Source organism: Microbacterium sp. SORGH_AS_0505 (assembly GCF_030818715.1).
In the GTDB taxonomy this organism is placed as follows: Bacteria; Actinomycetota; Actinomycetes; order Actinomycetales; family Microbacteriaceae; genus Microbacterium.
Genome location: NZ_JAUTAT010000001.1, coordinates 2706481 through 2724171, shown reverse-complemented (window position 1 = coordinate 2724171; position 17691 = coordinate 2706481). Strand labels below are relative to the sequence as shown.

General features: G+C 71.6%; 11 protein-coding genes and 1 pseudogene. 6 read left to right on the top strand and 6 right to left on the bottom strand.

Annotated features, from left to right (window positions below):
- Positions 1–16: 16 nt before the first annotated feature.
- On the bottom strand, positions 17–1030 hold the full coding sequence (locus QE428_RS13620; protein WP_307470258.1) for an endonuclease/exonuclease/phosphatase family protein: 1014 nt from the start codon (positions 1028–1030) through the stop codon (positions 17–19).
- A gap of 56 nt (positions 1031–1086) precedes the next feature.
- Between QE428_RS13620 and QE428_RS13615 the strand changes: the two are divergent.
- Positions 1087–1967: pseudogene (locus tag QE428_RS13615) on the top strand (PHP domain-containing protein).
- A gap of 11 nt (positions 1968–1978) precedes the next feature.
- Here QE428_RS13615 and QE428_RS13610 read toward each other — a convergent pair.
- Positions 1979–3499: a DEAD/DEAH box helicase gene (locus tag QE428_RS13610; protein ID WP_307470256.1), complete on the bottom strand. Its 1521-nt coding sequence runs from the start codon at positions 3497–3499 to the stop codon at positions 1979–1981.
- 152 nt (positions 3500–3651) lie between these two features.
- On the opposite strand from QE428_RS13610, the gene QE428_RS13605 reads away from it, so the two are divergent.
- On the top strand, positions 3652–4380 hold the full coding sequence (locus QE428_RS13605; protein ID WP_307470254.1) for a ferritin-like fold-containing protein: 729 nt from the start codon (positions 3652–3654) through the stop codon (positions 4378–4380).
- Between the two features lie 16 nt (positions 4381–4396).
- Here QE428_RS13605 and QE428_RS13600 read toward each other — a convergent pair whose 3' ends face one another.
- Positions 4397–4687, bottom strand: coding sequence for a hypothetical protein (locus QE428_RS13600; protein WP_307470252.1), 291 nt, complete (start codon positions 4685–4687; stop codon positions 4397–4399).
- A 1-nt stretch (position 4688) separates the two neighbouring features.
- The gene (locus QE428_RS13595; protein ID WP_091354373.1) at positions 4689–4910 is read right to left on the bottom strand and encodes a DUF3107 domain-containing protein; all 222 of its coding nucleotides are present in this window, start codon (positions 4908–4910) and stop codon (positions 4689–4691) included.
- Between the two features lie 165 nt (positions 4911–5075).
- Here QE428_RS13595 and QE428_RS13590 point away from each other — a divergent pair, with 165 nt between their 5' ends.
- Both QE428_RS13590 and QE428_RS13585 read left to right on the top strand, forming a co-directional pair.
- Complete coding sequence (locus QE428_RS13590) at positions 5076–8153, top strand: ATP-dependent DNA helicase (RefSeq protein ID WP_307470250.1); 3078 nt, start codon at positions 5076–5078, stop codon at positions 8151–8153.
- Complete coding sequence (locus QE428_RS13585) at positions 8150–11431, top strand: ATP-dependent DNA helicase (RefSeq protein ID WP_307470248.1); 3282 nt, start codon at positions 8150–8152, stop codon at positions 11429–11431. Before QE428_RS13590 ends, QE428_RS13585 begins: the two co-directional genes overlap by 4 nt.
- A 29-nt stretch (positions 11432–11460) precedes the next feature.
- On the opposite strand, the gene QE428_RS13580 is transcribed toward QE428_RS13585, so the two are convergent.
- Positions 11461–12306, bottom strand: a complete 846-nt coding sequence (locus QE428_RS13580; RefSeq protein ID WP_307470246.1) for a hypothetical protein — start codon at positions 12304–12306, stop codon at positions 11461–11463.
- 449 nt (positions 12307–12755) lie between these two features.
- On the opposite strand from QE428_RS13580, the gene nudC reads away from it, so the two are divergent.
- Together nudC and QE428_RS13570 are read left to right on the top strand one after the other, a co-directional pair.
- Positions 12756–13658 carry an NAD(+) diphosphatase gene (nudC, locus tag QE428_RS13575; protein ID WP_307470244.1) on the top strand — a complete coding sequence of 301 codons (903 nt, stop codon included), beginning with the start codon at positions 12756–12758 and terminating at the stop codon, positions 13656–13658.
- Positions 13655–15367: an ATP-dependent helicase gene (locus QE428_RS13570; protein WP_307470242.1), complete on the top strand. Its 1713-nt coding sequence runs from the start codon at positions 13655–13657 to the stop codon at positions 15365–15367. The genes nudC and QE428_RS13570 overlap by 4 nt, the downstream gene beginning before the upstream one ends.
- Before the next feature lie 789 nt (positions 15368–16156).
- Here the strand turns inward: QE428_RS13570 and QE428_RS13565 are convergent.
- Positions 16157–17575: a zinc-dependent metalloprotease gene (locus tag QE428_RS13565; RefSeq protein ID WP_307470240.1), complete on the bottom strand. Its 1419-nt coding sequence runs from the start codon at positions 17573–17575 to the stop codon at positions 16157–16159.
- Between the last annotated feature and the right edge of the window lie 116 nt (positions 17576–17691).

Sequence of the window (17691 nt, the reverse complement as noted above, 5' to 3'; positions counted from 1 at the left end):
CCGACCGCCTGAGACGTCAGCCCACCGGCTCCAACTGCACGATGACCGGACGGTGGTCGCTGCCCGACCCGTCGAGCGAGGTCACGACGACCGACCCCGTCGCGCGCCACGCGTCCGTCGCCATGACGTGGTCGATGGGAGCGCCCAGCAGAGCGGGCCAGTCGGTGTCCCACGTGCCGACGGCGCCGTTCCCCGTGACCGATGCCGCATCGTGGCAACGACCGAGCGTTCCGCCACCGGTGCCGAAGCGGCTCATATGGTCGACCGTGGCGTTGAAGTCGCCGGCGAGGATCACATCAGGGCTCGCGCACTGATCCGCGACCCACCGGAGGTCGCTGCGCCAGTGGTCCATGTCGTTCGGCCGCGGCGCGACGGCGTGCACGGCGACGATCGTCGGTCCCTTCCCGTTGACGGGCATCGCCACGACGCTGGGGACGACCGACGTGTTGCGCGTTCCGGAGGAGTCGGACGTCACGACGGCGTAATCGCCGAGCTCGGGGGAGATGAGGAGCGTCGTGTACGTGGCATCCCACCCCTGGTAGTTCTCCTCGTGGACCCACATTGGGTTTCCGCGTTCGCGCATCGCGACCGCGATCGCCTTGCCCGTCTCCTCCGTCGTCTCGGGGAGTGCGACGACGTCGACGTCCATCGCGATGGCCGTCTGCACGATCGCGTCGACGTCGGTCGCCGCCCCGGCGGTGTTCCACGTCATCACACGGATGCTGTCGGCGGTGGGTTCCGGGAGCCCCGGCGTCCCGACGCCGCGGAAGGCGAGGATGCCGACATTCGCCGCACAGGCGAGGATTCCGATCATCGCGATCCCCGCGCCGAAACCGCGGGTGCGGCGGCCGAGGCAGACGAGGAGGCCGAGCAGGGCGACGACGGCGAAGCCCACGGCGACGATGGGGCGGAGCGAGACGAGCTGGGCGATCGGGAAGGTCTGCTCGAGGCGGAAGAACTGCGGCCAGGTGAGGATGGCGGCACCGATGGCGGCGGCGATCGTGATGAGGATCCCCGTCAGTCGCAGCACACCACGACACTAAGCGGGCAGGCTGGGGAGTTTCTGCGCGCGGTACGCTCGTGACCATGTCCGCCGGGTCGCACGCTCCATCGGCCCCCCTCGGGCCGGGTGATCTGCACCTGCACTCGGACCACTCGGACGGGACGGAGCCTCCCGCCCGCGGTCATGGCGGCCGCGCATCGCCACGGCATCCGCACCGCCGCCCTCACCGACCACGACACGACGTCGGGGTGGGCCGAAGCCGCGGACGCGGCCGTCTCGCTCGGGATGTCCTTCCTCCCGGGCATGGAGCTGTCCGCGCGGCACGAGTGGCGCAGCGTCCACGTGCTCGCCTACCTCATCGACCCCGAGGATGCGGGTCTGCGCGCATTGACCGATCGCATCCGCGCCTCGCGTCTCACCCGTGCCCGAACCATGGCCGATCGCATCGGCCGCGACTACGACCTGACGTGGGAGGACATCGAGGAGCAGACCGCCGACGGGGCGACGGTGGGACGGCCGCACATCGCGGACGCACTCGTCGCGCGTGGACACGTCCGCGATCGGGGCGAGGCGTTCGGCGGCATCCTGTCACCCGCGAGCGAGTACTACGTCGCGCTGTACGCTCCTGATCCCGTGACGGCCGTCGCCGCGGTCGCGGGGGCCGGCGGCGTGCCCGATCATCGCGCATCCGGCGGGCCGCGCCGGACTGCTGCCCGGCCGGATCGTCCGGGGCATGCTCGACGCGGGCCTCGCTGGATTCGAACTCGGCCACCGTGAGAACGTGGAGCCCGCGCTGAGCGAGCTGCGGCGGCTCGTCGCCGAACGGGGGCTGATCGCCACCGGGTCGAGCGACTACCACGGACGCGGCAAGCCGAACGTGCCGGGGGAGAACACCACGTCCGACGAAGCGATCGCGCGGATCGTCTCCCTCGGGACGGGGAGTTCGCTGGTCACGCCCTCATAGGGCGCCCGACCTCAGGCGCCGGCGACCGGCGCGCCGGATCCCGACCCGCCGCGGCGGCGACGGCGCCGACGCGCGGGAGCGGGCTTGCCGTCGTGGTGCTCCTTGCCGGCGCCGTCGTGGGTGCCCGCGCCGTCGACGGCGCGGTCGGCGCTGTCGGATGCGGCGGGTGCGGCGTCGGCTGTCGACGACTCGCCGTCCGCAGCGAACGTCGAACCGACCTTCGCGTCCGTGCCGCCGGTGCGGCGACGACGGCGACGGCGGGTACCGGCATCCGTCGACTGTTCCGCGGCGGCGTCGGCCGCACGTGCGGGTGCCGCGCTGGTGCGTGCGGGTGCGGCCTTCGGCGCCGTCGCGATCCGACCCTTGGTGCCGACCGGGATGTCGAGGTCCTCGAACAGGTGCGGGCTCGACGAATACGTCTCGAGCGGCTCGGGCTGGCCGAAGTCGAGCGCGCGGTTGATGAGGGCCCACTTGTGCAGGTCGTCCCAGTCGACGAACGTCACCGCGATGCCGGTCTTGCCGGCACGGCCGGTGCGGCCGGCGCGGTGGAGGTACGTCTGCTCGTCGTCGGGGATCGTGTGGTTGATGACGTGGGTCACGTCGTCGACGTCGATGCCGCGGGCGGCGACGTCGGTCGCGATGAGCACGTCGCGCTTGCCCGCCTTGAAGGCGGCCATCGAACGCTCGCGCGCTTCCTGGCTCATGTCGCCGTGCACGGCGCCGGCGCTGAAGCCGCGGTCGCCGAGCTCGTCGACGAGTCGCTGCGCGGCGCGCTTGGTGCGCGTGAAGATGACGGTCTTGCCCCGGCCCTCGGCCTGCAGGATGCGGGCGATGACCTCGTCCTTGTCGAGCGAGTGCGCACGGTAGACCACGTGCTTGATGTTGGCCTGCGTGAGACCCTCGTCCGGGTCGCTCGCGCGGATGTGGATGGGGTTCGACATGAACCGTCGCGCGAGGGCGACGATCGGCCCTGGCATCGTCGCCGAGTAGAGCATGGTGTGACGGACGGGCGCGACCTTCTGGAAGATCTTCTCGATGTCGGGGAGGAAGCCGAGGTCGAGCATCTTGTCGGCCTCGTCGAGGACGACCTCGGTCGCGTGCGACAGGTCGAGCAGGCGCTGGTTGTTGAGGTCGATGAGCCGGCCCGGGGTGCCGACGACGATCTGCGCGCCGGCCTTCAGCTGGTCGATCTGTCCTTCGTAGGCCTTGCCGCCGTAGATGGCGACGACGCTCGTGGCGCGCCCCGAGGTCAGCATGTCCATGTCCTCGTAGACCTGGACGGCGAGCTCTCGCGTCGGGACGACGATGAGGGCCTTGACGCCGGGCTCGGGGTTCAGTCCGAGGCGTTGGACGACGGGGATGCCGAAGCCGAAGGTCTTGCCGGTACCGGTCTTCGCCTGGCCGATGATGTCCTGGCCGGGCAGGCCGAGGGGGATGGTCTGCTCCTGGATCGGGAACGTGTCGACGATCCCCTTGGCGGCGAGGGTGTCGACGATGTCCTGATCGACGCCGAGCTCTGCGAACGTGGTCATGCTTTTCCGTGCCTGTCTGGCGGTGAGATGCCGCCGTGATGAGGGTCCACGCCCTTCACTCAGCCCCAGGCGCGGGGTCCCGATCCGACGCCGGGACGGATCCACCCTACCGGAGGGGTGCCTCCCGCCCCGTAGGCTGGCCCCGTGGTGAGGTGGTTCTGGCAGCGACGGCGACCCCCCGTGGGCGCATCCTGCGGTTGCGGTCCCGCGATGAGGCGAGCGATGTTCGCCGTGTCGACTTCCAGCAGCTCGCTCCCGACGTGGCGACCTACCTCGGACAGGCGGCCTACCTCCAGCTCGGGTACGCCGAGACCCTGAGCTCGGTCATCGAGCGCAGCCCCGAGCTCTCGCACAAGGAATCGCTCTCCCGGGCGACCGGCGCGGCGCTGCTCAAGCATCAGGCGCTGGTCGAGCTCATCCGCGATCGGGGCGACGACCCGCTCGAGCTGATGCTCCCCTTCCGGGAACCGCTCGACGCCTTCCGGATGGCGACACACGGGGTTCGTCCGCTCGAGACGATGCTCACCGTGCACGTCACGGCGGGTCTCCTCGACGACTTCTATCTGTCCCTCTCGGGCAGCTACGGCGACACGGGCCGCCGTTCCGCAGCGATCCTCCGCGCGGATGCCGACCGCTCGCCGCTCGTTGCGATCGTCTCCGAGGCGATCGCGACTGACGACGAGCTGCGCTCACTGCTGAGCCTGTGGGGGCGGCGCCTGGTGGGCGACACGCTCCTGGTCGCGAGGGGCGCCCTGCGTTCGAGCACGACGGAGCGTCGCGGCGCTCTCGACCTCGACGACGAGAAGCAGGTCGAGCCCGTGTTCACCCAGCTCCTGGGGGCGCACTCCCGCCGGATGACGAGCATGGGGCTCGACGCCTGATCCGGCCGAGCCGTGCTCAGGCGATGCCGAGCTCGCGCTGCGTCCGAGCGTCGCGCGCGGCGCGGAGGCGGGAGACCACGAGCAGTGCGATCGGGACGACGATCACCGGGACCACGATGCTCAGGAGCCAGATCCAGCCGCTGCCGGGACCCATGCCGGCCCAGGTGAGCGCGGTCCACGTCCCGGTTCCGAGCAGGGCGCCGAGGATCGGTCCTACGGACGCGCCGCGCATCGAGCGGAGCGGAAGCGCGTAGTGCGCGGCTGCTCCGGCGATCGCTCCGAAGACGAGCGCCAGGACGACGAGCATGTCAGGCGACGAAGCCCACGCGGCGGGACTGGTCGGTGCCGACCTCGACGAAGGTGATGCCCGCGGTCGGGATGAGGTAGGTCGCGCCCTTCGCATCGGCGAGGGTCACGTAGTTCGCGCCGCTGTCGAGCGCGGCGCTGACCGTCTGCTTCACAGCCTCGGCGGTCTCGTTCGAATCGAAGCCGAGCTCGCGCGAGTTGGCGATGCCGATGCGGATCTCCACGGTGATGCCTGCCTTTCCGCGCCCGGGTCTCCGGGCGCGTCTCGAGCCTACGACACCGGCCGGGCGCGGGATGCGGGTGGCCGCTCGCTGTCGGCGAACGAACGCGGGCCCGACGCGCGGGGCGCCGCGCCACGGGTGTCCGCGGTGCCGATTAGCGTGGACGGCATGCCCGCTGTGCCTTCCCGACCCGACCCGGCGCAGCTGGCGGTGATCGCGCTTGACCACACCGCTTCCGGCGTCGTCATCGGGGCGCCCGGAACGGGGAAGACGGCGACCCTCGTGAACCGCGTCGTCACTCTCATCGACGGGGGGATGACGCCCGAGGAACTGCTCGTGCTGACCCCGACGCGGACGGCGGCGACCGGGTTGCGAGATCGCCTCGCGGTGGGTGTCGGCGTCGCGACGAGCGGTCCGCTCGCCCGGTCGGTGGCTGCCTTCGCCTATCAGGTGGTGCGCGCGCATGCCGTCCACACCAGTGATGAGCCCCCGCAACTCCTGACCGGGCCCGACGAGGACCGCATCATCGGCGACCTGCTCGCCGGTGACGCCGAGGACGAGCAGAACGGGCCGTCCCGGTGGCCGGAGTGGCTCGCCTCCGACATCCGCTCCACTCCGGGCCTGCGCGCGGAGATCCGGGCCTTCCTCGCGGAGATGACCACGCTCGGCATCGAACCCGGCCGGCTCGCCGCGCGCGCCGACGCGACGGACAGACCGGTGTGGGCGTCGCTGGCGTCGTTCGCAAGGGAGTATCGCGCCGTCCGCGCGCGCATGCGCGGTGCGCACCGGGATGCCGCCGGCCTCGTGCGTGAAGCGGTGGGGCTTCTTCGCGACGCCCCCGCGGGCTCACCCGCTCTGGGGTCGGTCGCCGGCCTCCGTGCGATCCTCGTCGACGACGCCCAGGAGCTGACTCTCGGTGGCGTCGAGCTGCTTGAGGCATGCCGGACGCGCGGCATCTCCGTCCTGGCCTTCGGCGACCCCGACGTCGGATCGGGGTCCTTCCGCGGCGCCCATCCCGAGAACTTCGCGCGACTCGCCACGACGACGCACGTCCTCGACCGCGTGCACCGCGGGACGGCGGCGCAGCGCGACCTCACTGCACAGGTCACCTCGCGCATCGGCGCGGCCGGCCTCGTGGCGCACCGGCATCCACCCGTCGGCGTCGATCCGGATGAGAGCGTCCGCGCATTCACGCTGCGATCGGGAGCCGAGGAGTTCGACGTGATCGCCCGACTCCTGCGGGAGCGCCACGTGCACGACGGGATCCGCTGGGAGGACTGCGCGGTCATCGCCCATGACTCTCGTCAGGTCACGACCCTCGAGGCGGAGCTGTCGGCGCGCGACGTCCCGACCGCGGCGGTCGGCCCCGCCCGTGCCCTCGCCGAGACGGTGATCGTCCGGGATCTCCTGCGCACCGTCGATCTCGCCGCGGTCGCATCGGCGGAACGTACGGACGACGACGTGCTCGACGCGCTGGTCGGCGGTGGCCTCGACCCGGTGGAACTGCGTCGCCTGCGGGCCGCACTCCGCCACGCGGAGCTCCGGAGCGGCGGCGAGCGGTCCGCCCGGGATCTGCTCGCGTCGGGGATGCGGCATCCGATCGAGTTCGACATGATCGACACCCCTGAAGCTCGCCGCGCCGCGCGCGTGGCCCGCACTCTCGCACACCTGGGAGAGCAGTTGCAGGCCGGTGCGACCGCCCACGAGCTCCTCTGGACCGTCTGGGAGCAGCGCGGCCTCGAACGTCAGTTGCGATCCCTGGCCGACGGTCAGGGATCTATGGCCGACGGAGCCCGTCGCGACCTCGATGCCGTCGTCGCCCTGTTCGAGGCGGCGAAGCGCCATGGGGAGCGCGAGGACGGCACGGCGCCGATCGACTATCTGCGCGCACTGCTGCACTCCGAGGTCGCCGAGGATCGCTTGCGGACCGGGACCGTGAGGAGCGGCGTCCAGATCTCCACGCCGGCTGCAGCCCTCGGCCTCGAGTTCGACACCGTGATCATCTCGGGTGTGCAGGACGGGGTGTGGCCGAACCTCCGACTGCGCGGCAGCCTCCTGGAGACCGCGCGGCTCGCCGAGGAGGACACCGACCGTGACACCGCGGACCGGCGCCGCGCGGTCCTGCACGACGAGCTCCGACTGTTCGCGCGTGCGGTGTCTCGGGCGCGGTCCCGCCTCGTGGTGACCGCGGTGGACGACGACGACTCCGGCCCTAGCGTCCTGTTCGAGCTGCTACCCCCCGCGATGTCCGCTCCGCGCTCGGCAGAGCATCCGCTGACGCTGCGCGGTCTCGTTGCGGCCCACCGTCGCACCCTCACGGATCCGCGCAGTGCGGAATCGGCACGAGCGGGGGCGGCGGGCCAGCTCGCTCTTCTCGCCGAGGCAGGCGTTCCCGGCGCGGATCCGGCGCAGTGGTACGGACTCGCCGAGCCGACCTCGACGTCTCCCATCCGGGACCTCGATGCTGCCCCGCTGCGCATCTCGCCGTCGCGCATCCATGCCCTCGAGCAGTGCCAGCTCGACTGGGTCATCGGCGATCTCGGTGGCGATCCAGGGACTGCGGTCGCGGGACTCGGAACCCTCCTGCACGCTGCGCTGGAACGTGCGGAGGCGGGGGATGCCGAGACGCTGTGGGCCTTCGTCGAGGAAGGCTGGTCGCAGCTCGAGTTCGACGCCGCGTGGATCGACGAGGCCGAGCGCCGTCGCGCCCGCGACCTCGTCGACAGACTCGCCGCCTATCTCCGCGACACGGAGCGGGACGGCACCACCCTCGTGGGCGCGGAGCCGCACTTCGAGGTCACGCTGCCGGTTCCCGATGCCGCGCATCCGGCGATCCTGTCGGGCTACATCGACCGGGTCGAGCGCACGCGGGACGGCCGCGTCGTCATCGTCGACCTGAAGACGGGTCGGTATGAGGCGACGGGGGACCAGGCCGCTGCGGAGAATCCGCAATTGGCTGCATACCAACTGGCCTTCGAGCGCGGAGCTATCCCCGAGGTGGCAGGTGCCGACGGGGGCGGGGCGAAGCTCCTGGTCCTGAAGGGGACGCGGAACGCTCCCTACGCACAGCCGAGGCAGGCACCGTTCGACGACGAGACGCGCGCGGCGTTCCTCTCCCGCGTCGAGGAGGCGGTCCGTGTGATGCGAGGAACCTCGTTCATCGCACCCTTCGAGGAGCACTGCCGCGACGACCACACCCGCGGGCTCTGCCGCATCCACACGATCGGCCCGGTGAGTTCTGCGTGAGTGCCCCGTTCGTCAGTCCTGAAGCCGTCGCGGCGGCCCTCGGCCAGTTCCCGCCGACGACCGAGCAGTCCGCGGTCATCTCCGCGCCCATGTCTCCCGCGCTCGTCGTCGCGGGAGCGGGGAGCGGTAAAACGGAGACGATGGCCGGCCGCGTCGTGTGGCTCGTCGCCAACGGCCTCGTCCGCCGCGACGAGGTGCTCGGACTCACCTTCACCCGCAAGGCCGCGGGCGAATTGGCGGAGCGCATCGGGTCGCGGCTTCGCCGGCTCGCCGAGTTCGAGCGACGAGGACTGCTCCCGCAGCTCGAACGACTCCACGCCGACGGTCGTCTCGCCGTGTTCGGGGAGCTCGAGCGCGCGGGCGCACCCGACTCGGCCCGCCGCGCCGCGCTCGACGCCCTCGCGCCCGATGGCGCCGCGCCGGATGCGGGCGACGCGCTGCTCGAGCGGCCCGCCGTCTCGACGTACAACAGCTTCGCGGATGCGATCGTGCGCGAGAACGCGGTCCGGATCGGTCGTGACGCCGAAGCGGTGGTGCTCAGCGAATCGGCGGCGTGGCTGCTGATGCGCCAGGTCGTGCTGTCCTCCGACGACCCCCGCCTGCCCGATCGCCCGGAGCGACCCTCGACGATCATCGACGCCGCTCTGCGGATCGCTCGGGACAGTGTCGACAACCTCGTCGCCCTCGCCGACCTCGAGGCCTTCGCGGGCGGGTTCCAGGACGTCCTCGACAGGCCGAGTCAGCGCGCCGGGACGACGGTCTATGCGGACGTGCGGACGGCGGCTGAGAAGGTGTCGGGGCTCACGGTCCTGACGGCTCTGGCGCGCACGTACGACGCCGAGAAGCGTCGCCGCGGCCTGATCGACTTCTCCGACCAAGTGGCCGGCGCTCTGCAGGTCGTCCGCGCACATCCGTCGGTGGCCGACGAGGTGAGGCAGCGCTATCGGGTCGTCCTCCTGGACGAGTACCAGGACACGTCCGTCGTGCAGACGGACCTGCTGGCCGCCCTGTTCCGCGGAACCGCGGTCATGGCCGTCGGCGACCCGCATCAGTCGATCTACGGGTGGCGCGGCGCGAGCGCGGGCAATCTCGGCGACTTCGCGCGATCCTTCGATCCGGATGCCGCGGCTCGCACGTACTCGCTCCTGACGAGTTGGCGCAACGGCATCGACGTCCTCCGCGCCGCCGGTGCCGTCCTCGAGCCGCTCGACGCACCCGTGGAGGTCGGAGCTCTCCGCCCTCGCCCGGGAGCCCCCGCCGGACGCGTCGACATCGCCGTCGAAGACGACGTCGACGCGGAGGCGGCCGCCGTGGCCGACTGGTTCCGCGGCGTCCGGGAGGAGCGTCAGCGCGCCGGTCGTCAGACGACGGCGGCCGTGCTCGTGCGGAGCAAGAAGCACATGGTCCGGTTCGCCGACGCGCTGGGGCGGCGCGGCATCCCGCATCGCATCCTCGGGCTGGGCGGTCTCCTCTCGACACCGGAGGTGGTCGACGTGGTGGCCGCGCTCAGAGTGATCAGCGATCCGCGAGCAGGATCCGCCCTCATCCGATTGCTCGCCGGGCCGAGGTGGTCGATCGGGCTCGCGGATCTGCGGGAGCTCGCCCAGGTGGCCTCCCGGCTGGTCCGTCACGACACCGCGCTCCAGCCACTCCCGCCCGAGCTCGCCGAGACGATCCGCTCCTCGGCCGGGGACGAGGGCGGCTCGCTCGTCGCGGCGCTCGACTTCGTCTCGCGGCAGAAGCCCGACCACGGATGGCTGGGCGGGTTCACCCCAGCGGCGCGGACCCGGTTGCGAGAGGCCGGTGCCGTGTTCGCGGGACTGCGCCGCGCATCGGCCCTTCCGATTCCGGAGCTCGTCCGGCTCATCGAGGCGGAACTGCGTCTGGACGTGGAACTGGCCGCGAACGAGTCGCGCGGCCCCGCCCGGACGGCCTCGGATCAGCTGCGCGCCTTCATCGACGAACTGCACGGCTTCCTGCAGACCGACGAACGCGGCTCGCTGCCGAGTCTGCTCGCCTGGTTGGACCGGGCGGAACGCATCGACGAGTTCGCCCCGCGCACGGAGCCCCCCGAGGAGGACGTGGTCCAGCTGCTGACGATCCACGGCTCGAAGGGTCTCGAGTGGGATGCCGTGGCGGTCGTCCGCGGCGTCGAAGAGGAGCTGCCGGCTCGGCTGCAGGACGCGAAGGGCTGGGTGGGGTTCGGGGTGCTGCCGTACTCCTTCCGAGGGGACAGGGATTGGCTCCCCGACCTGAGATGGCACGCGCACGACGCACCCACCCAACAGGACCTCAAGACCGCACTCGGGTTGTTCACCGAGGGGATCCGTGAGCGCCACCTGGCCGAGGAGCGGCGTCTCGCGTACGTCGCCGTCACCCGGGCCCGCGAGCACCTGCTGATCTCCGCCTCACCGTGGGCGGGCACCAAGAAGCCGCGCCGGGTGAGCAGATTCATCACCGAGATCGCCGCTGAGCTCGAGATCCCTCTCCCCGAGGTGGACGACACCGAGAACCCCTACGAGGGTGCGCGAGCCACCCTCGAGTGGCCCATCGACCCGCTCGGCGCACGCGGGCCGAGGGTCCGGGACGCTGCTGCGCGCGTGCGAGAGGCGATGGTTTCGGCCCCGGCGACACCGACCCGCGACCTCGAGCTATTGCTCGCCGAACGGACCGCCCGCGCGGCCGGTCAGAAACGCGCCGCGCCCACCCGCATCCCGGCGTCACGGTTCAAGGACTTCGTCGCCGACTACGACGCGGCAGCGACGGCTGTCGCGCGCCCGCTGCCGGAGCGGCCGTACCGGCAGACACGGCTCGGCACGCTGTTCCACTCCTGGGTCGAGCAGCGCTCCGGGCTCGTGGCGAGGTCCCGTTCCGCGGACGACGTGCTGTGGGACGACGACGAGGACGCCGGCTCGATGTCCTCCGCGGATGCCGACGCGCTGGACCGGCTGCGGGAGGCCTTCCTCGCGTCGGAGTGGGGCCCGCTGCAGCCGATCGAGGTGGAGACCGAGATCGACTTCGTCGACGTGGACGCCTTCGGTGACGGACGCGCGCACATCGTCATCTGCAAGCTCGATGCCGTCTACCGGCGCGGGGACCGCATCGAGATCGTCGACTGGAAGACCGGCCGCCCGCCACGCTCGGCAGCCGAACGGACTGAGCGGATGCTGCAGCTCGAACTGTACCGACGGGCGTACCACGCCAAGCACGGGGTGCCCCTGGAGATGATCGACGTCGCGCTCTTCTACGTCGCGGACGAGCTCATCCTCCGGGCCTGACCGCACGCGGGGCCAGCGGGCGGAAGGGTTCAGGCGGTTCCCGTCCAGCGGCGGAGCGCGTTCTTCGCGGCGTCGTCGGGGTCGCGCTCCTCGGCCGCCGGCGCGTCGTCGGTCCCGGGCCAGTCGCTGAACTCGATCGCTTCGGTCTCGTCGCCCTCTCGGGATTCCACCGGCTCAGGAGCCTCGTCCTCGTAGCCGTCCAGCATTCCGGGGTCGTAGGCGTCGGTCTGCATCGACGTGTCGATGGACTCGGTGGTCGTTGCAGGCACACGGCCGATCGCCGCGATGGCGTCGTCGATGCTCACCGTGCCCGAGCCGATCGGCGGCTCGTCGCGGACGCTCTCGTCGAGGGAGGTGAGCAGCGCGACGGCATCCGTCATCACCGAATCGGACGCGGATTCGTGTCCATGCACGAGCCACTTGGCGAATTCGAGCTCGGCGTGCAGGCGAGCGCGCTCGGCGAGCATCGTGTCGGGCGAGCGTCCCGCGGCCGCGGCATACGCGGCGATGACGTCGGGGGCGGCATCCGGAGCACTGGCGATCCAGCGGAGGTCCTCGGCGGGGTCGCCGACGCTCAGTCCGCCCCAGGCCAGCAAGCCGTCGACGGTCGGGACGCCGTCGACGTCGATCAGGGTGAAGGAGGCGGGGTCGATGCCGCCCAGGACGACCGTGGGCTCGACGTTCCACAGGCCGTCCAGCGCGATGGCGCGGCTCCACCGACGCAGGAGTCCGAACGGCAGACGCCCGGTGGGCTTCGGCGCGGTCGAGGAGGCGCTCGGTGTCGGAACGGACCTGCGCGGCCGTGCGGGACGGAAGGCCCGCGCTCTGGACGATCGAGGTCGGCAGATCGTGGACGCCGGCGATCGCCGTCGCAACGGCTGTCGCCACACCGCGGCCGGCCGGGATGTGCGCCGCGTCGACGCGGTATCCCGGCAGGTGCGTCTCGACACGGGCGGTGCGGCCGTCGATCCGCGCCTGGCCGAGGACCTCGGGGGCGCGGAACGGAAGCATGGTCCGGACACCGGCCGTCAGCGCAGCGAGCGCGGCAGCCTCCCGCGAGGCGTCCGTTTCGGCCTCGTCGCTCTCGGGCACCCGGACGACGAGCCGTGTGCCGTCGTCGAGGTGGACGAGCGCGCTGTCGTACCGTCCGCCGGCCCCTTCGCTCAGCCGTCCCGCTGCGGTGATGCTCGTGCGCACGCCCGAGGCTTGCGAGAGAGCTGCCGTCGCCGCCGCGGCTAGAGTGAGAGGAGAGCGTGCCATGCCCCCCAGGGTAGGCGGGGCCCGCCGCAGCGCATTCGCGCCACGCCCGCAAGAGAGGTCCTCGATGACGACGAAGGACGTCCCGCCGCCACTGGCTCGAGCGGTCATCGACCGTGCAGCCGAAGAGCGTCTCGACGAAGGTCTGCTCACCCGCATCCAGCAGGACGCCGGTACGCGTGTCCTGCTGCTGCACGGCGACCGTGCCCCGCTCGACCAGCATTCCGCCCTCCGGTGGCTCCGTCCGGACGCCGTCCCCGGTGACGCCGTCTGGGCCTTCCTCGGACGCGACGCCGGCCAGCATGCCGTCGCGCTGGCGGCTCTGCCCGCCGCGGCCCCCGAACCGGTCGTGGATGCGGCCGGCTGGGGCAGCCTGCGCGTGATCGGCGGAGAACTCGACCCCGACGACGCCGGACGCGTCGTCCAGGGGCTGAGCCTCGGGCGCTGGCTGATCGATGCGCCGTTCTGCCCGACCTGCGGAGGGTCGACGGAGATCCAGCAGGCCGGCTGGTCCCGGCGATGCGTCGTCTGCGGACGTCAGCACTTCCCCCGGACGGATCCCGCCGTCATCGTGGCTGTCGCGAGTGCGGACGGTGAACGACTCCTGCTCGGGCGCAACGCGGCGTGGGGAGACATCCCGGTGTACTCGACGTTCGCCGGATTCGTCGAGGCGGGGGAGTCCCTCGAGACCACCGTCGAACGCGAGGTCGCCGAGGAGGCGGGCGTGCGCCTGGACCGCATCGTCTATCGCGGTTCGCAGGCGTGGCCGTACCCGCGTTCGCTCATGCTCGGGTTCACCGCCTACGCCGTCGCCGATGACGAGGCGCGTCCCGACGGGGAGGAGATCCTCGACGTCCGTTGGTTCACGCGCGCCGAGATCCGCGAGGCTCTCGCAGGTCGCGGTGAGATCCGCCTCCCGGGGTCCGCGTCGATCGCACGCAGCCTGATCCTCCGGTGGGTGGGGGAGTGAGCTCGGACCCCCTCGCCGATCTCGACGACCGTCAGCGCGAAGCGGCGAGCACCCTCCGGGGTTACGTGTGCGTCCTCGCGGGTGCCGGTACCGGAAAGACGCGTGTCATCACACACCGGATCGCTCACGGCGTCGACACCGGCGCCTACTCGCCGCAGCGCGTCATGGCGGTCACGTTCACGACGAAGGCCGCGGGCGAGCTGCGCGGCCGACTCCGGTCGCTCGGCGTGGAGGGAGTCGCGGCGCGCACGTTCCACGCTGCAGCCCTCGCACAGCTGAACTTCTTCTGGCCCCAGGTCGCGGGAGACACCGCCCCGGCGATCGTCGACAGCAAGGTGCGCCTCCTCGCTCACGCCGCCGACGGGATCGGCCTGCGCCTCGATGCGTCGACGCTGCGTGACGTCGCCTCGCAGATCGAGTGGCGCAAGGTCACGATGCGATCGATCGAGGACTATGCGCAGGTGCGGCCCACCGGCATCCCGGGTCTCTCGATCGACCCCCTCGTCGGCCTGCAGCGCGCGTACGAGAAGCTGAAGGACGAGCGGCGTCAGCTCGACTTCGAGGACGTCCTGCTCGCGTGCGCCGGGATGATCGAGTCGGAGCCGCGCGTCGCGACGGCCGTCCATGAGCAGTACCGGCACTTCACCGTCGACGAGTATCAGGACGTCTCGCCGGTCCAGCACCGCCTGCTCCAGCTGTGGCTCGGCGACCGTAAGGATCTGTGCGTCGTCGGCGACGCGAGCCAGACGATCTACTCGTTCGCGGGTGCCGATCCGCGCTATCTCCTCGAGTTCGCCCAGCGCGACGAGGACGTCACCGTCGTGCGCCTGGAGCGGAACTACCGATCGGATGCCGCGGTCCTGGCCGTCGCGAACGAACTGATGCGCGGGCGGCCCGGGGCGCTCCAGCTCGTGACGCCGGCCCCCGCCGGTCCCGCGCCCGAGGTCACCTCCTACGAGGACGACGCCGCCGAGGCCGACGGCATCGCGGATCGAATCGCCGCGCAGCTGAAGACGGGTATCGACCCGCACGACATCGCGGTCCTCTACCGCTTGAACGCCCAGTCGGCGCCGTTGCTCGCCGCCCTCTCGTCGCGCGGCATCGCTGCGACCGTCCTCGGCGGCAAGAGATTCTGGGACCTGCCCGAGGTCCGCCAGGCGCTTCTCGCGCTTCGCGGTGCATCGGTCGCGCCGATGTCCGGGTCCTTCATCGCGACGGTCCGGGACGTGCTGCGGTCGCTCGGGTTGACGGACGAGGCTCCTCCCGCGGGGGGCGCGCTGCGCGATCAGTGGGAGGCGCGGGCTGCGGTTCTCCGCCTCGCCGAAGAGGCGCCGGAGGGTACGACCCTGCGGGCGTTCACCGACGAGCTGACGGCCCGCGCCAGGGCCCAGCACGAACCGGCGATGCGCACCGTGACCCTCGCGACCCTTCACGCGGCGAAGGGGTTGGAGTGGGCGCACGTGCATCTCATGGGATTGAGCGAGGGGCTGCTCCCGATCTCCTACGCGACGACGTTCGAGCAGGTCGACGAGGAACGCCGCCTGGCGTACGTCGGCGTCACGCGGGCCGCGCGAACGCTGTCACTGTCGTGGGCGCAGCGGTCGGGGAATCGGGAGCGTCAGCGATCCAGATTCCTTCAGGAGATCGGCAGAGGCACGCTCCGTGAGGCCGGTGCTCGCGGAGCTCGCGCCGGTCGTCCGTCGCGCTGACGACGATCGATCTCCCGGCGTCTCCGGTCCGGAGCATGCGCGCGGCGAGCGTCGCCGCCTCGACGAGGAGCAGCGGGTCCGTCGGGACCGACGGGCGGGCGAGCAGTTGAGCGGCGACGAGCGGCCACTCCGGATCACGCTCGCGTCGTTCGGCGTGCACGCACGCCAGGCAGGCGGTGGCGCCGGGGATCACGAGCGGGCCCACCACGACCCGATCGCCCGACAGCTCGATGGGAAGGTGCGGGATGTCGCTCGCCGTCAGGCGCGCAGCGCGATGCGGGTCGACCAGGCGAGCAGCCACGAGGACGATCGGCGCGTACCCCGATTGCAGCGCCCAGCGAGCGGTGTCCTCGACGGTCAGACCGGCGCCCGCCATACCCGCCAGCAGCGTCCGCTCCTCCTCCCGCGCGAGGTCCGCGGGGAGCTCGACGCGCACGGGAGGGCTCGCGATCTCATCGGTGACGAGGGAGTCCTGGATACGGCGGATGAAGGCGTCCGCCTCGGCATCGCTCGCGCCCAGTTCACGTGCGAGCGGACCGAGTCGCGCGTCCGGGATGCCGCTCACGAGTTCGTCGAGCAGTCGCTCCTGCCACGGGCGCAGTCCCGTCAGGGGAGTTTCGTCGTCGATCCCCAACTGGACGCTCGTGGGTGTCCGCCAGAGCGGAGGATGCGAGGGAGCGAGGCGCAGCATGCCGTGATTCTGTCGGCGACCGCCGCGCGGCGTGTGCCCCCTCCACAGCCGCCGCGATCACGATCCGCTGCGGGGCTTCTGTGGAGGAGGCTGTCGGCTCAGACCGGGCGCGGGCCCGTCGGGCCGTCGTCACCCGGCTCGTCGTCGTTCTTCGGGGTTTCTCCGGAGGCGTCGTCCGCCGCGGCTTCCTCGTCGAGCAGCGCCGCGAGGGCGTCGTCGAAGGCATCGCGCTCGGGCTCCTCGCCCCGCTGACGGGCCTGCAGACGGGCGATGAGACCGGCGGGGTCGTCGATGTCCTCTGCGGTGGGCATCAGGTCGGGATAGTCCCACAGCCCATCGCGGACAGCAGGACCGACGGCATCCGTGACGGCCCGCCACATCGCGGCGGCCTCGCGCAGGCGCCGCGGACGCAGCTCCAGACCCACGAGCGAGGCCATCGCCTGCTCGCCGGGTCCACCGACGGCGCGGCGGCGGCGTACCGCCTCGGCGATGCGATCGGCTGACGGGACGCGAGTCGTCGCGTCCGCGGTCACGACGTCGACCCACCCCTCGATCGTGGCGAGGAGGTTCTCGAGCCGGGTGAGAGCGGCGACCTGGGCTTCGGAGCGCTGGGGGAGGAGCGCGCCGCTCTCGATCGCTGACTTCAGCTCCTCGGGTGCCGACGGGTCGAAGCGCGACGCGAGCTCCTCGAGTGCATCCGTGTCCACGTGGACACCGCGCGCGAAGTCGGTCACCTGCGAGATGACGTGCAGGCGCAGCCACCGGGCGTGACGGAACAGGCGGGCGTGTGCCAGCTCGCGGGTCGCCAGGACGAGGGCGAGCTGGTCCTCCTCGATCTCGAGGTCGCGTCCGAAGTCGGCGAAGTTCTGCGGCAGGATCGCGGCGTCGCCCGTGGGCATGAGAGGGATGCCGACGTCACCACCGCTGACGACCTCGAGGGAGAGCTTCCCGATCACCGACCCGAGCTGCCCGGCGAAAAGCGCGCCGCCGACGCGGCGCATGAGGCGTCCCGCGCCCTGGATCGCCGGCCGCATCTCTTCGGGCGTCTGCGATTCGAGGGCCGCCATGAGAGCGTCGCTGATCGACGTGGCCACCGGCTCGGCGAGCTCCTGCCACACCGGGAGCGTGGCTTCGACCCACTGGCCGCGCGTGATGGGCTTCGGCTCCTGGGCGAGCTCGGCGATCGCGGTGACCTCGCTGAGCCAGAGCGAGGCGAGGGCGAACGCCTGATCGAACTCGGTTCGGGCACCGGAACTGATGCCCAGCCCGTCGCGGTTCGCGATGTGCAGCGCCTGCGTCTTCGCGGCGGACCAGTCGAGGCCGTCGTCGTCGCCGTCAGCGGACATCGCGGCCTGGAACTGCCGCATGATGTTCTGCATCATCGCCGGATCGATGCCCATGCTCGAGAGCTGACGGAGCTGCTCAGGGTCGATCCCGCCCTGCCCGCCGAGCATGCGCCGCAGCATCTCGGCGAGGTCGTCGTCACCGGGCAGATCGTCGTCTGCAGGATCGGTCATGTCAGGCGCCTTTCAGCAGGGGGGAGACGTCTCGTTCTACGCTAGTCGCAGGTTTTCTCCGCCCGGTCCGAGCGGGAGACGTCCCGTGTACGCCGGTCGCGAACGAGCACCGGAGG